Origin of the sequence: Pseudomonas sp. PD9R (assembly GCF_019200975.1) — a bacterium.
In the GTDB taxonomy this organism is placed as follows: Bacteria; Pseudomonadota; Gammaproteobacteria; order Pseudomonadales; family Pseudomonadaceae; genus Aquipseudomonas.
In genome coordinates, this window is sequence record NZ_JAHTMR010000001.1 from 843,387 (window position 1) to 857,883 (window position 14,497).

At 61.5% G+C, this 14,497-nt stretch carries 12 protein-coding genes; 6 read left to right on the forward strand and 6 right to left on the reverse strand.

Annotation, left to right across the window (positions count from 1 at the left end):
• Positions 1 to 44: 44 nt before the first annotated feature.
• From KUF73_RS03860 to KUF73_RS03885, 6 genes are all read right to left on the reverse strand, one after another.
• Positions 45 to 869, reverse strand: a complete 825-nt coding sequence (locus KUF73_RS03860) for an SDR family NAD(P)-dependent oxidoreductase (RefSeq protein ID WP_218436706.1) — start codon at positions 867 to 869, stop codon at positions 45 to 47.
• Between the two features lie 30 nt (positions 870 to 899).
• Positions 900 to 1,316, reverse strand: coding sequence for a MaoC family dehydratase (locus KUF73_RS03865; protein ID WP_218436707.1), 417 nt, complete (start codon positions 1,314 to 1,316; stop codon positions 900 to 902).
• Positions 1,317 to 1,330: 14 nt separating this feature from the next.
• Positions 1,331 to 1,771 carry a MaoC family dehydratase N-terminal domain-containing protein gene (locus KUF73_RS03870; RefSeq protein ID WP_218436708.1) on the reverse strand — a complete coding sequence of 147 codons (441 nt, stop codon included), beginning with the start codon at positions 1,769 to 1,771 and terminating at the stop codon, positions 1,331 to 1,333.
• A 29-nt stretch (positions 1,772 to 1,800) separates the two neighbouring features.
• On the reverse strand, positions 1,801 to 2,985 hold the full coding sequence (locus KUF73_RS03875) for a lipid-transfer protein (RefSeq protein WP_218436709.1): 1,185 nt from the start codon (positions 2,983 to 2,985) through the stop codon (positions 1,801 to 1,803).
• Positions 2,986 to 3,013: 28 nt separating this feature from the next.
• Entirely contained in the window at positions 3,014 to 4,114 is a 1,101-nt protein-coding gene (locus tag KUF73_RS03880) for an acyl-CoA dehydrogenase family protein (RefSeq protein ID WP_256345381.1), read from the reverse strand.
• Between the two features lie 427 nt (positions 4,115 to 4,541).
• Positions 4,542 to 7,370 carry a LuxR C-terminal-related transcriptional regulator gene (locus KUF73_RS03885; RefSeq protein WP_218436711.1) on the reverse strand — a complete coding sequence of 943 codons (2,829 nt, stop codon included), beginning with the start codon at positions 7,368 to 7,370 and terminating at the stop codon, positions 4,542 to 4,544.
• Between the two features lie 197 nt (positions 7,371 to 7,567).
• Here KUF73_RS03885 and KUF73_RS03890 point away from each other — a divergent pair, with 197 nt between their 5' ends.
• The 6 genes from KUF73_RS03890 (at position 7,568) to KUF73_RS03915 (ending at position 14,492) form a co-directional block, all read left to right on the forward strand.
• On the forward strand, positions 7,568 to 8,722 hold the full coding sequence (locus tag KUF73_RS03890) for a CaiB/BaiF CoA-transferase family protein (protein ID WP_218436712.1): 1,155 nt from the start codon (positions 7,568 to 7,570) through the stop codon (positions 8,720 to 8,722).
• Positions 8,723 to 8,773: 51 nt separating this feature from the next.
• Positions 8,774 to 9,577: an enoyl-CoA hydratase/isomerase family protein gene (locus KUF73_RS03895; protein ID WP_218436713.1), complete on the forward strand. Its 804-nt coding sequence runs from the start codon at positions 8,774 to 8,776 to the stop codon at positions 9,575 to 9,577.
• A gap of 21 nt (positions 9,578 to 9,598) precedes the next feature.
• A complete protein-coding gene (locus KUF73_RS03900) occupies positions 9,599 to 11,188 on the forward strand; it encodes a long-chain fatty acid--CoA ligase (RefSeq protein ID WP_256345382.1) in 1,590 nt (529 codons plus the stop codon).
• Positions 11,188 to 11,631, forward strand: coding sequence for a PaaI family thioesterase (locus tag KUF73_RS03905; RefSeq protein WP_218436715.1), 444 nt, complete (start codon positions 11,188 to 11,190; stop codon positions 11,629 to 11,631). Before KUF73_RS03900 ends, KUF73_RS03905 begins: the two co-directional genes overlap by 1 nt.
• A complete protein-coding gene (locus tag KUF73_RS03910; protein ID WP_218436716.1) occupies positions 11,622 to 13,145 on the forward strand; it encodes a long-chain-fatty-acid--CoA ligase in 1,524 nt (507 codons plus the stop codon). Before KUF73_RS03905 ends, KUF73_RS03910 begins: the two co-directional genes overlap by 10 nt.
• A 207-nt stretch (positions 13,146 to 13,352) precedes the next feature.
• A complete protein-coding gene (locus KUF73_RS03915; protein WP_218436717.1) occupies positions 13,353 to 14,492 on the forward strand; it encodes an acyl-CoA dehydrogenase family protein in 1,140 nt (379 codons plus the stop codon).
• The last annotated feature ends 5 nt before the right edge of the window (positions 14,493 to 14,497 follow it).

The following is a 14,497-nucleotide window of genomic DNA, read 5'->3' on the forward strand; positions in this document are numbered from 1 at the left end:
CTCGTCGGAACGCCGCCCGGAGCAAGCTCGCTCCTACAATTCGCTTATTGCAGGTCGCCGGCGACAGCGATGGTTTGCGCGGTGATGTAGTTCGATTCCGGCGAGCAGAACAGGTACACGGCGTCCGCTGCTTCTTTCACGGTGCCCGGGCGACCCAATGGGTTGCGCTGGGCAAACGACTTGGCCGCTTCCGGGCTGATGCCGACACGGATGTCACGGCCTTCGATTTGTACGGTGGCGCCAGCATGGGCGTCGGCGCTGGTCATGCGGGTTTCGATGAAACCGAACGCCACGGCGTTGACGTTGACCTTGAACCGGCCCCATTCACGCGCCAACGCACGGGTCATGCCGAGCACACCGGCCTTGGCCGACGAGTAGTTCATCTGCCCGGCGTTGCCCTTCAGGGCCGAAACCGACGAGATGTTGACCACTTTGCGGAACACTTCGCGCTCTGCTGCGGCATCGGCCTGGGCCTGTGCCTTGATGATCGGGTAAGCCGCACGCAGGATGCGGAACGGTGCGGTCATGTGGCAGTCGAGAATCGCGTACCACTGCTCATCAGTCATCTTCTGGATCACGTCATCCCAGGTGTAACCAGCATTGTTGACGATGATGTCGATGCCGCCAAAGTTGTCCATCGCGGTCTTGATGTAGCGGTCACCGAAGTCCGGGGCGCTGACGTTGCCGTGGCACACGGCGGCTTCGCCACCCATCTTGCGAATCAGTTCTGCGGTCTCGTGGGCCGGGTCGGCGTCAAGGTCGTTGATCACGATGCGCGCGCCTTCGCTTGCCAGTTTCAGGGCGATCTGCTGGCCGATGCCGCGACCGGAACCGGTGACCAGTGCGACTTTGCCTTCGAGTTTTGCCATGGAGTGTTGCTCCTCAATTATTGGGTTTGTTTACAGAGCGATCACGGCGTCACCAACAATCTTGGTCTCGCCGTATTGGTTGGTGGTGCGCACTTCGACCTTGATGCGTTGTTCGCCCTCGAACTCGAAACGGTCGACGACGGTGCCGCTGCAGGTGATCTGATGGCCCAGGTGCGTGATGCCCAGAAAGCGCACACCGAACTCGCGCAACTGACGCTGATCGACCCACTGGGTCAGCAGGCGGCCGAGATAGGCCATCGACAACATGCCGTGGGCAAACACATCGGTCATACCGGCCTTGCGTGCGTAATCGGTGTCGATGTGAATGGCGTTGTGATCACCCGACGCGCCGGCGAACAGCGCCAGGGTGGTGCGGTTGATCGGCGGCAGGGCCAGGGTTGGCAAGGTGTCGCCGACGTTGATTTTTTCCAGGCTTATGGCGTTCATCAGTGTTCTCCGCTTCAGCTATTGCGCTGTACAAGCACGCTGCGCAGGTCCGCGACGTGCTCACCGTGCTGATTGGTGACTCGGGTTTCGCGCACCACAAATTCCAGTGCACCGCCTTTTTTGTCGTAGATGTCGGCGATGCGCACATCGAAGCGCAAGGTGTCACCGGCATAAGCCATGCGGTGGTAACGGAACGACTCTTCACCGTGCAGGACGCGCGCAGGGACGATGCCCAACTCGTCTCGCCAGGCGTTCGACGGGATCTGGAATTCCAGCGAGAACAGAAAGGTCAGCGGCAGCGGCAGGCCCGGATAACCGGCGTCACGCGCCGCTTGCTCGTTGAAATAAACCGGATTGGTTTCCCCGATGGCCTTGGCAAAGAAGCGCAGTTGCCCGGCTTCGGCGGTGGCGAGGAAGGTGGGCAACTGTTTGCCAATATGCTTCTTGTCGATCATCTGAATGGCTCCTGTGATTGCCGGCCGTGTCAGTTTTTCTGGAACACGGTCACCACGCAGGCGCCGCCCAGGCCGAGGTTGTGCTGCACTGCGATTCGCGCGTTCTGCACTTGGCGCTGTTCGGCGGTGCCGCGCAATTGGTGGGTCAGCTCGTAGCACTGGGCCAGACCGGTAGCACCCAACGGGTGGCCTTTGGAGAGCAGGCCACCGGACGGGTTGGTCACCCATTTGCCGCCGTAGGTGTTGTCGCCATCGTTGACCAGTTGCTCAGCGGCGCCCTCGGCGCACAAGCCCAGACCTTCGTAGGTCAGCAGTTCGTTCTGCGCGAAGCAGTCGTGTAGCTCGATCACGTCGATGTCTTTCGGGCCAATGCCAGCCTGGTTGTAAGCGATATCTGCCGCCATGCGCGTCATGTCGAAACCGACTACGCGGATCATGTCCTTGGCGTCGTAGGTACTTGGCAGGTCAGTGGTCAGCGCCTGGCCGGCGATCAGCACATCCGTGCGCAGGCCATGTTTTTTCGCGAAGGCTTCAGAGACCACGATGGTGGCGGCGGCGCCGCAGGTCGGCGGGCAGGCCATCAGGCGGGTCATCACGCCTTCCCACAACATCGGCGCGGCCATGACTTCTTCGACGTTGACCACGTTGCGGAACACCGCCAACGGGTTGTTGGCCGCATGACGACTGGCCTTGGCGCGGATCTTGGCGAAGGTTTCCAGTTGGGTGCCGTACTTTTGCATGTGCGCGTAGCCAGCGCCGCCGAACTGGCGGATGGCATTAGGCAAATCAGGCATGCCGATCAGTTCGTTGGCCAGCTCCAGGGCGCGCTCGGTGGCCGGTGCGCGGTCGCTCCAGGCGGATTTCAGTGCGCCGGGGTTCATCTGTTCGAAGCCAAAGGCCAGGGCGCAATCAACCACGCCGCTTTGTACGGCCTGACGCGCGAGGAACAGCGCGCTGGAACCGGTCGCGCAGTTGTTGTTGACGTTGATCAACGGAATGCCGGTCATGCCCACGCGGTACAGGGCTTTCTGGCCGCAGGTTGAATCGCCATAAACGTAACCGGCGTAGGCCTGCTGAATGTCGCTGAAGCGCAGCCCGCTATCGGCCAGGGCCTGGCGAATCGCCTGTTCACCCATGACGTCGTAGGGCTCGTTGGTCCCCGGTTTTTTGAACTGGATCATGCCGACGCCAGCAACGAACACTTTATTGCTCATCGTATTTTTCCTTTTTTGTTTTTGAGGGTCAGAGCTTGCGCGCGATCATTTCGCGCATGACTTCACTGGTACCGCCGTAGATGCGATTGACGCGCATGTCGACGAAGGCGCGGGCGATCGGGTACTCCATCATGTAGCCGTAGCCGCCGTGCAGCTGGACCATGTCGTCGATGCATTTCCACAGGGTTTCGGTGGTGTAGAGCTTGGCGATTGCCGCTTCTTCGAGGGTCAGGCGTCGGCGCATGTGCTCGCCCAGGTAGTAATCGACCATCACGCGCATGGCGCTGGCCTGGGCCTTGATGTCGGCGAGCTTGAATTTGCTGTTCTGGAAATCCCACACGGTCTGGTTGAAGGCTTTGCGGTCCTTCACGTACTCGATGGTTTGTTCCAGCAGGCGTTCCAGTTTGGCGGCGGCGGACACCGCGATGGAAAAGCGTTCCTGCGGCAGTTCACCCATCAGGTAGGTGAAGCCCAGGCCTTCCTCGCCGAGTCGGTTGCCGACCGGCACACGGACGTTGTCGAAGAACAGCTCGGCGGTGTCCTGCGCATGCTGGCCGACCTTGTCCAGTTTGCGCCCGTGCTTGAAGCCGGCGCGGTTGGCTTCCACGGCGATCAGGCTGATGCCTTTGGCGCCGGCGGCCGGGTCGGTCTTGCAGACGACGATCACCAGGTCGGCGGTCAGGCCGTTGCTGATGAAGGTCTTGCTGCCGTTGATCACATACTCGTCACCATCGCGTACAGCGCTGGTGCGTACGGCCTTGAGGTCGCTGCCGGTGCCGGGTTCGGTCATGGCGATGGCCAGGATGATCTCGCCGGAGCAGATGCCTGGCAGCCACTTTTGCTTCTGTTCGTCATTGCCGCAACGGTTGATGTAAGGGGCAATGACGTCAGAGTGCATGCCGAAATAGGCACCGCTTACGCCAGCCCGGGCGAACTCTTCGTTGAACACCGCGCAGTGACCGAAATCGCCACCGCCACCGCCGTATTCGGTGGGCAGGGTGATGCCGAGCAAGCCTTCGCGGCCGGCCTTGAGCCAGGTTTCGCGGTCGACCTGGCCAGCTTTATCCCAGGCAGCCTGGCGCGGCAGACATTCACGTTCGAAAAAACGGCGCACGGTGGTGCGAAACATTTCATGGTCGTCGCGAAAAACGGTTCGGGCGATATGCACGCAAGTCTCCTCAATGATCGCAGGGCCGGCGGGGACACGGCGCTGACACAAGGCGCGAGTTGCGCCTTTGAACTGAGGGTTACGATAGGCCTGTGGGCATGGCCGGAACGCCACCCGAGGCGGGTGGCACGGGCAAAAATCGCTGATTGAAGTGATGCAATCCCTGTAGGGGCGAGCCTGCTCGCGAGGGCTCGGCACGCCCTCGAAGGGACAAGAAGATCAATAGCACGATCAAGATCAACAGATCGCAGCCTGCGGCAGCTCCTACATGGACAATGCGGGTCTATGTAGGAGCTGCCGCAGGCTGCGATCTGTTGATCTTGCCATTACCGACTGACGCGATCTGGCGGATGAACCCTGATCGAATTGTGGGAGCGAACCTGGGGTTTTATGGGCGGGTGTCGGCATCATCCCGGGATTCAAGATCACGCACTCGCGCCACCGCTTCATCGCGGCTGCTGACGCCGAGTTTGCTGTAGATATGGCTCAGGTGCCATTTTACGGTTTCCGGGGAAAGTCCCAGGGCTCGGGCGATTTTCTTGTTGGGCAGGGCTTGGGCGAGCAAGCGCACGACTTCGATTTCACGTTCGCTCAACGGCTCCATGCCGGCGGCGAGCGGTTTGCCCGTCGAGGCCGGGGAAGGTTTGTCCTTTTGCACGACGGGTGCTGTGATGCGGGCTGCCTGCAGGCGCTCGACGTAGAACGCCAGAACCGGGTCCAGGTCTGTTTTGCTGGCGATGTCTGCGATCAGCGCCATCGCGTCGGGGTGGGCGTCGAGCAACGTGCGTAACAAGCCGAAGCGTTGCCCGCGTCGCAGCGCTTCCATGACATGTTCACGCGCAGCGTCCGTATTGCCGCGCTGAGTTTCGATCACCGCACTCACTACCAGCAGCCGCACGGTGCCGAGTTGGCGGCGGTGCCGTTCACAGGTTTCGATCAGTTGTTCAATGCGCTTCAAAGCGCCGTCCAGATCACCCTGGAACAGTTGTAAACGCGCTCGCGCATTCTCGGTCAGGATGTAGATTTCCTTGAGCGCACTTTGCCCGGCATCCGGGTGGCGAGCGTCGATGGTTTCCAGACGCGCCAGTTTGGCTTGCGCCTTTGTCGTCTCACCGAGCATCAATAGCCACCAGACCTGCCAGGTCAGGCAATAGGCTTGCAGGCGATCAAGGCCAAGTTTGATCGCGTACTCGTCAAGCCGTTCGACAAACGCCAGTGCCTCCTGGTGGTTGCCCGCCAGCCATTGCACATTCCACAGCACCTGCAGAACGCGCAGCACTGAATCCGGGATCGAGATCCTCTCCAGAATATCGATCCAGTCCGACAGCAATTTGAACGCCGCGTCGACCTCGTTGGTTTCGTACAGCACCTCACCCAACAGGGCCGCGGAAAGGTACGTCGCGTCGGTCCCGGCCTTGCCGCAGTGAGTGGCTTCGTGCAGCACGTCGCGGTACACCCTTTCGGCCTGTTTCATCTGGCCTTCGAGGGCGTGGCTCAAGCCGATCATGCAGCGCCCTTGAAGACTGCCGGCCGTTGTTCCCAGGAGAGGTTCGCCATTGATCAGCAGCGCAGGACGATCGAGTTGCACCTGACGGGCCTTTTCATATTCGCCACGGTGCATGTACAGCCAGGACAGGATATTGGCGCATGAGCCTATGGCAACGCTGTTGCTGCCTGGCGGCGGGTTGAGCAGTTGTGGCAGAACGCTCATCGCCGCATCAGTGTCATCGCGTTGCAGCGCCAGAGACGCACGCAGCAGTGCGATCATGAAACGATCATGGACGTCACTCTCGGGGACGTCGTCGAACAGTTGATCGAGACTGGTGGCGCAGGCCGTGAAGTCCCGCGCATAGAGTTGCATCCGGGCCTTGAGGATGCGCAGTTTGACCCGTGCCTGTACTTGCTCGACCGGCAGCAGTCGAACCAATTCGATCAACATGCGCAGGTCGCCATGGGCATACAGCGCTTCGGCGTGCTGCTCAACCAGGTCGGCGGCCGAATCAGGATCGCCGGCCATCACGGCGTGATGAACCGCCTCATCCAGATGGTTGTGGTCGCGGAACCAGGCCCACGCCCGTGCGTGCACCACCTGTTGTTCGGCCGTGCTGCGCGAATCGAAATACTTGAGCAGCGTTTCGCGTAACAGCGGGTGCAGGCGATACCAGGTTTCACGTTCGGCGTTGTCCACCGGGATCAGGAACAGGTTGTCCCGTTCCAGACGCGTCAACAGCGCGTTGGCCCTGCCGACCGCATCCGGATTGCCGGTCAGCGCGGCGCATAACGAAGCGCAAAAGCGGTTGCAGACGGCCATGAGCAGCATCAGATCCAGATCCGTCGGCGACAGATGGGACAGCACCTCGACCTCGAAAAAACGGGCGAAAGCCTGATCGTCCCGTACCTGCGTCTGCACCGACGCGGTACCTGCGGCCGGGGCCGGACGATTTTTTTTGCGGCTGACCGCCAGCAACTGCAGCCCGGCCACCCAGCCGTCCGTCAGTTCATGCATCTGCCTGGCATCGAGGGCATCGATATCGCCCAACTGCGCCTTGAGAAACGCTTCGGACTCAACCGGCGTAAAGCGCAGATCGCGCAAGTTCAGCTCCAGCACCAGGTCCTGACTGCGCAAGCGCGCCAGGGACAATGGCACGGCACTGCGTGATACCAGCGCCAGGTGCAGGTTGGGCGGTGCGTAATCGATCAGCCATTGCAGGGCCTGATGAATGCCCACGTCGGTCAGGTGGTGCAAGTCGTCGAGTACCAGCACCAGTTCGCGGGAACGGCTGGCAATGCTGCGCACCAGGGTGATGACCGCGCGTTCCACCGCTTCACTGTCGATACCCCGACCTTCCAGCTGGGTCGCTTCGTGGACGATGTTCGGGTCGATCTGGCCGAGGCTGGCCAGCAAGTAGTCGAGAAATCGCGTCAGTTCGTTGTCGTCGGCAGACAGTGTCAACCAGGCCACATCGAAACCCAGTGGTAAAAGCGCCTGTCGCCAGGCGATCAGCGTCGAGGTCTTGCCGCAGCCTGCCGGGCCCTTGAGCACAATGCAGCGCTGGCGGCGTGCCTTGAGCATCTGGTCCTGCAACCGTTCGCGGGAAATCAGGCGCCCGGCACTGCGTGGCGGGATCAGTTTGGTACTGACAATCGGCGACTGAGTCGGATTTAGGGCCTGACTGGCGGGCGTGTCCGGTGTTTTGGACTTGCGGGGTTTGTCCATGGGGCTGTCCGAATCTTTTTTGTTATGGGAGTGCATTGAATCCAATCGAGTGTAACGCACGGACGGCAAGTCATGGCTGGGTGTTTGGCATCCGCCACCCGATGTGGGTGGTGGTCGCAGGTTAAGGGCTTGATTAACTGGACCGCACAAAATAGGGGTGCTGCCTGGCGCTCCGTCAGAACAATGGAGCGGCGGTAATGGGTGTACTGAGCGGCATTCGAGTGGTGGAGTTTGAGGCAATCGGCCCGGCGCCTTTTGGCACGATGCTGCTGGCGGACATGGGCGCCGACGTGGTGCGGATCGACCGCCCGGTGGCAGCGAGCGACCTCGGCCCGAAGTTCGAGGGCAAGCGTGCCGACATCACCGGGCGCAATCGGCGCTCGGTCACTCTCGATCTGAAACGCCCGGAAAGTGTTGCCGCCGCGCTGGAACTGATCGAGCGTGCCGACATCCTGATCGAAGGCTTTCGCCCCGGCACCATGGAGCGCCTGGGCCTTGGGCCTGACGTGGCCCTGGCGCGCAATCCGCGTTTGGTCTACGCCCGAATGACCGGCTGGGGCCAGACCGGGCCGATGGCCGAACGCGCTGGCCATGACCTCAATTACATCGCCTTGTCGGGCGTGCTGTCCGGTATCGGCCCGGCGGGTGGTCGGCCAGTGCCACCGCTGAATCTGGTGGGCGATTACGGCGGTGGCGGCATGTTGCTGGCGATGGGCGTGCTGGCGGCGCTGGTGAACGTACAGCGTGGCGGAGCCGGTCAAGTGGTTGACGCCGCCATGGCCGAGGGCGCGGCGCAGTTGGGTTCGGTGATCTGGGGGCTGTTGGCCGGTGGCCACTGGAATGAACAGCGCGGCAGCAACCTGCTGGATGGCGGCGCACCGTGGTACGACACCTATGAAACCCTCGATGGGCAGCACATGTCGATCGGGCCGATTGAATCGCGTTTTTACGGCGAAATGCTGGAAATCCTCGGACTGGTCAATTCGGATCTTCCCCTTCAACACGATCGATCCGGCTGGCCGCGCCTGCGTGAAGCCTTTACGGCGGCCTTTCTCAGCCGTACCCGTGAGCAATGGGCTGACGCCTTCGCCAGCAGCGACGCCTGTGTCGTGCCGGTTTTGGGTTTCGCCGAAGCCGCCGAGCATCCCCACAGCCGTGCGCGTGGCAGTTTCATCGAGGTCGACGGCGTCGTTCAGCCGGTTCCGGCCCCGCGTTTCCTCGGCACACCTTCCGCGCAACCGCGACCGGCGCCTCAGCGCGGCGAACATGGCCACGACGCACTGCACGACTGGGGCTTTGACAGCCTGGCCATCGAGCGCCTGCGTGAATTGGGCCTGGGTTTCAACGCCTGATCGCTACCCCCTAAAAACAACATAAAAATTGCGCAGCGCAGGAGTTAGCCCATGGCCATTCAGTTCAAGATCATCGATCACGTGGCACTCATCACGCTCGATGCGCAACCGTCGAACAATGCGCTGAACGTCAGCGACCTGATGCACCTGCGCAAGACGCTGGTGGCTTGCCAGGATGACGAGCAGGTGCGGGTTATTGTGCTCACCGGCGCCGGTGAACGGGCGTTTTGCTGTGGCGCAAGCCCCAAGGAGTCGTTGCTGCCAGCCTGCGGCTTCGTCGCCGGGTCCATGAAAAGCCGCGAAACCGAAGCCGAGGAGGGCGGCTATACACGGCTGTTCGACCTAAGCGATCTGGAGATCTGGAAGCCCGTCATCGCCGCCGTCAATGGCGCTTGCCTGGGGGGTGGCCTGGAACTGGCGTTGCAATGCGACCTGCGTATCGCTTCGGTCAGCGCCACATTCGGTTTGCCTGAAGTGCGCGATGCGAGCATCCCGGCCGCCGGTGGCGTGCAATACCTGCTGCGCGCCGTTCCAGCAGCCCACGCCATGAAAATAGCCCTGACGGGAGAACCGATCAGCGCGCAGGAAGCCTTGCATATCGGCCTGATCATCGACCTCTTGCCGCAGGACCGGCTCCTGTCGGCAGCCCTGAATCTCGCGGAGCGTATTGCTGCCAACGGCCCGCTGGCAGTGCAGTCGATCAAGCGCCTGGCGGTGCAGACCGCCCACCTGACACCCCGGGATTTCGTTACCCAGGCCCATCTTCTATGGGGATTGCTGCGCGACAGCAAGGATCACGCCGAAGGGCGCATGGCGATTGCCGAGAAGCGCCTGCCCAAATACACCGGCGCCTGACGTCGCGCCACACCTTCGCCTCTGCCTGACAACAATAATTCACAGGAAAGCCCCATGTATCTGACCCAAGGACTGCACCGTGTATTGCAGCAACGACCTCACGCCCTGGCGACGGTCTTTCGCGAACGGCGCCACACCTATACGCAGTTGGCCGACCGGGTAGCGCGTCTCGCCGGCGCCTTGCAGCGCCTGGGCATGCAGACCGGTGACCGCGTTGGGTTGCTGGGTTTGAACTCGGACAGGTTTCTCGAATATTACCTGGCGACCTGGTGGGGCGGTGGTGTGGTCAATCCGGTCAACATTCGCTGGAGCGTGCCGGAAATCGTCTACTCGCTGGATGACTGCGAGACCCGCATCCTGATGATCGACGACACGTTCTTGCCGATGGCCGAAGGCATCGCCAGTTCGGCGAAAGTACGACCACTGCTGATCCACGTCGGCGACGGCCCGGCTCCCGAGGGCATGTTGTCTTATGAGCAGTTGATCCGTGACGCCGAGCCGGTCGACGATGCCTTCCGTGGTGGTGACGACCTTGCCAGCATCATGTACACCGGCGGCACTACGGGCCGGCCCAAGGGGGTGATGCAGTCGCACATGAACCTGTGGTCGGCGGCCGTCGCCCGTGCGGCCGATGTGCCGGTGCCGGCGGATGCGCTGACCCTGCACATCGCGCCGATGTTCCATCTCGCGGCGTTGTCGCGGGTGATCCTGATCTCGCTGCTCGGCTTGCCAAGTATTTTCGTTCCGGCCTTCGATGTGCTGGACGTGATGCAAACGATTGAACGCGAGCGCATCACCGACATCCTGATCGTACCGACCATGCTGCAAGCGCTGATCATGCATCCGGGTTTCGCCAGCCATGATCTCGGCAGCTTGCGCAGCCTGACCTACGGGGCTTCGCCAATTGCCGTGCCGTTGCTGGATCTCGCCCTGAAAGCCTTGCCGAACGTCGAGTTCACCCAGGGTTACGGCATGACCGAAGCCGCGCCGCCGCTTACCGCCAACGGCCCGCAAAACCACAGCGCCGAGGGCATCACCAATGGCCGCCTGCGTTCGGCAGGGCGCCCGGGTCTGGGCGTGACCTTGCGTATCGTCGACGAACATGACAACGAAGTACCCCGCGGTACGGTCGGTGAAGTGCTGGTCCGTGGTCCAAACATCATGCTTGGTTACTGGAACAAACCTGAAGAAACCGCCCAGGCCCTTCGCGGTGGCTGGATGCACACTGGCGATGGCGCCTACATGGACGACGACGGCTACCTGTACATCGTCGACCGTTTCAAGGACATGATCGTCAGTGGTGGCGAGAACGTTTACTCCGGCGAAGTCGAAAGCGCCATCGCCAGTCACCCGGCGGTGGCGGCCTGCGCGGTGATCGGCATTCCCTGCCAGCAATGGGGCGAAGCGGTGCACGCGGTGATTGTGCTCAAACCTGAAAGCCAAGCCGTTGGCGCAGAGATTATCGAGCACTGCCGGCGCCAGATCGCTGGCTACAAAACCCCGAAAAGCGTCGAGTTCCGCGCCGCGTTGCCGCTGTCTGGCGCCGGCAAGGTGCTCAAGCGTGATCTGCGCGAGCCGTACTGGGTGGGCAAGGATCGGGGTGTCAGCTGATGGCGGCAGTGAACAGCGACGCGGTGCAGGCGGCGATTCCCGAGGGTTTTTTGGCCCTGGAGAAACGCTCGGGTTTCCTGCGTAATTGCGGTGATTTTTATGTCCATGAAGAACTGCCGATCCTTGCGGTACGTCTCCAACCGCATCATCTCAACTATGTACGCATCGCCCATGGCGGGTTTCTCGCCACGGTGGCCGATAGTGCGTTCGGTGTAGTGCTGCGACGTCTTTCAGTGTCCCAGGTACCGGCGATCACCATCAATTTGAACGTCGATTACCTCGGCCCCGTGCGTGAAGGCGACTGGCTCGAAGCGCATGTGGAAGTGCTCAAGACCGGCGGATCTTTCATCAACGCCAGCTGCCTGTTGAAGGTCGGCGAGCGCCTGGTATTGCGGGCCAACGGTGTCTTCACCTGGTGGAAAGGAGCGACGCCATGTACATGACTCAATGCCTGCAACGCACGCTGCAACAGAACCCGGATCACCTGGCGACGATCTTCGGTGAGCGCCGCCAGAGTTATCGTCAGTTCGGCGAACGCGTCGCTCGTCTGGCGGGTGCCCTACAAAACATGGGCATGGAAGTCGGTGACCGGGTCGGCATGTTGGCCCTCAACTCCGACCGTTACCTGGAATACATCATGGGTGTCTGGTGGGGCGGTGGCGTGCTCAATCCAGTCAACATTCGCTGGAGTGTGCCGGAGATCGTCTATTCGCTGGACGACTGCACGACCGATATTCTGATTGTCGATGAACACTTCGCCTCGCTCGCCGAAGGTATCCGCGAGACGGCCCGCCATGCGCCACGATTTATCTATGCCGGCGAGGACCAAACACCGGTGGGCATGCTCGATTACGAACAGCTGATCGCCCAGGCTGTACCGGTCGAGGATGCGGGTCGTGGCGGTGATGATCTGGCCTGCGTCATGTACACCGGCGGCACCACCGGTTTTCCCAAGGGTGTCATGCAATCGCATTTGAACCTGTGGTCGGCGTGCATGCCGCGCATGGTCGATATGCCGCCGATCCGTGACGGCCGGCTGCTGCACGTTGCACCGCTGTTCCACGTGGCTGGCATGGCCCGCGCGCTGATCCAGTTCATGGCCGGTGAAAGCCATGTGGTGGTCTCCGGTTTCGACGCGCAAGCCGTGTTGCAGGTGATCGAGCGTGAGCGGATCACCGAAACGCTGTTGGTGCCGACCATGATTCTCGCGCTGTTGGCCGATCCGGACTTTGAAAGGCATGACCTGCGCAGCCTGAAACGCCTGACCTACGGCGCATCGCCCAGCGCTGGTGAGATGGTCGAACAAGTGCTGGCGCGGCTTCCCGACCTGGAGCTTTCTCATTCCTACGGGCTGACCGAAGCCTGCCCTGTGGTGTCGAGCAATCTACCGTGGAACCACACGCCAGAAGCACGCAAAAGCGGTTTGTCGCGCTCTGTAGGTCGTGGCGGGCTGGGGGTCAACGTGAAGATTGTCGACCCGCAAGGCCAGGAAGTGCCGCGCGGTACGGTGGGCGAGATCATCGTGCGTGGGCCGAACATCATGCAGGGTTACTGGAACAAACCCGAGGAAACCGCCAAAGCGCTGCGCGATGGCTGGTTGTACACCGGTGATGGAGCGTACATGGACGAGCAGGGTTACCTGTTCATCGTCGATCGTCTGAAGGACATGATCGTCACCGGTGGGGAAAATGTTTACTCGGCCGAAGTCGAAAACGCCCTTGCGCGACACCCGGCAGTAGCACTGGCGGCGGTGATCGGCATCCCCCATGAGCGATGGGGCGAAGCGGTGCATGCCGTGGTGGTGTGCAAGCCCGGCGCCGAGGTCGATGCAGAGCAATTGCGCCTGTACTGCCGCGAATTCATTGCCGGCTACAAGTGCCCGAAAAGCATCGAATTCCGTGACGCTTTACCGCTTTCCGCTGCCGGCAAAGTCCTCAAGCGCGAACTCCGAAAGTAAACCTTTAGGAGCTGCGATCTTTTGATCTTGATCGTAAAAACAACATCAAAAGATCGCAGCCTGCGGCAGCTCCTGCAGGGAAGCGATTCGATTCGACCTGCGCTTCAAACGCTACCCGATCCGGGTGGCTTCAATACCCCCCCCACCTCAATACATTGATCCCACGAACCAGGCGCACGCCTGCCTGGCAATCCACTGGAGATCCCGATGCACATCAACCGTACCGTCTACCGTGAAGACCACGAAATGCTGCGCGAAACCGCGCGGCGTTTCTTCGAGCGTGAATGCCTGCCCAAGCAGGCGCAGTGGGACGAGGCCGGGCAGGTTGACCGGGAAACCTGGCTCAAGGCTGGTCGTCACAACCTGCTGTGCCTCACCGTGCCCACCGAGTACGGCGGTGGCGGCGGTGACTTCGGTCACTCGGCTGTGTTGATCGAAGAGCTGTACCGGGCAGGTGTTTCGGGCTGGAGCCTGGGCGTGCATTCGGACATCGTCGCGCCGTACATCGTGCGACTGGGCACCGAAGAGCAAAAGCAACAATGGCTGCCGAAAATCTGCACCGGTGAAACCGTATTGGCCGTGGCGATGACCGAGCCCGGCACCGGCTCCGACCTGAAGGCGATCCGCACCACCGCCGTGCGTGACGGTGACGAGTGGGTGATCAACGGCAGCAAGACCTTCATCAGCAACGGCCTGACCTGCGACATGGTCGTGGTGGTGTGCAAGACCGACCCAAGCGCCGGGGCCAAGGGTTGCAGTCTGATCATGGTCGAATGCAACCGCGAAGGTTTCCGTCGCGGCAAGAAGCTCGACAAGGTTGGCCAGGCCGCTGCCGATACCGCAGAGCTGTTCTTCGACGACGTGCGCGTGCCGGTGGGCAACCTGCTGGGCGAAGAAAACAAAGGCTTCATGCATTTGATGGAAGAGCTGCCGCAAGAGCGCCTGGTCATCGCACTGTACTGCGCCGCCAAACTTGAGCGCCTGCTGGAGCAGACCGTCGAGTACGTGAAGGACCGCAAGGCCTTCAACCAGACCGTTTGGGACTTCCAGAACACCAAATTCAAACTTGCCGACATCAAGGCCCAGGCCACCGCCGTGCGCCTGACAATCGACCACTACATCGCCGAGCACATGCGTCGTCGCCTGACGGTGCAGGAGTCGGCGATCGCCAAATTGTTCGCCACCGAAACGCTGTGGAAGTGCATCGACGACATGGTGCAGTTGCACGGCGGCTACGGCTACATGCTCGAGTACCCGATTGCCCGCGCATTCGTCGACATGCGCGTAACCCGCGTTTTCGGCGGCACCAGCGAAGTACTGCGCGAACTGATCGCGCGCCAGTTGTGATCCTT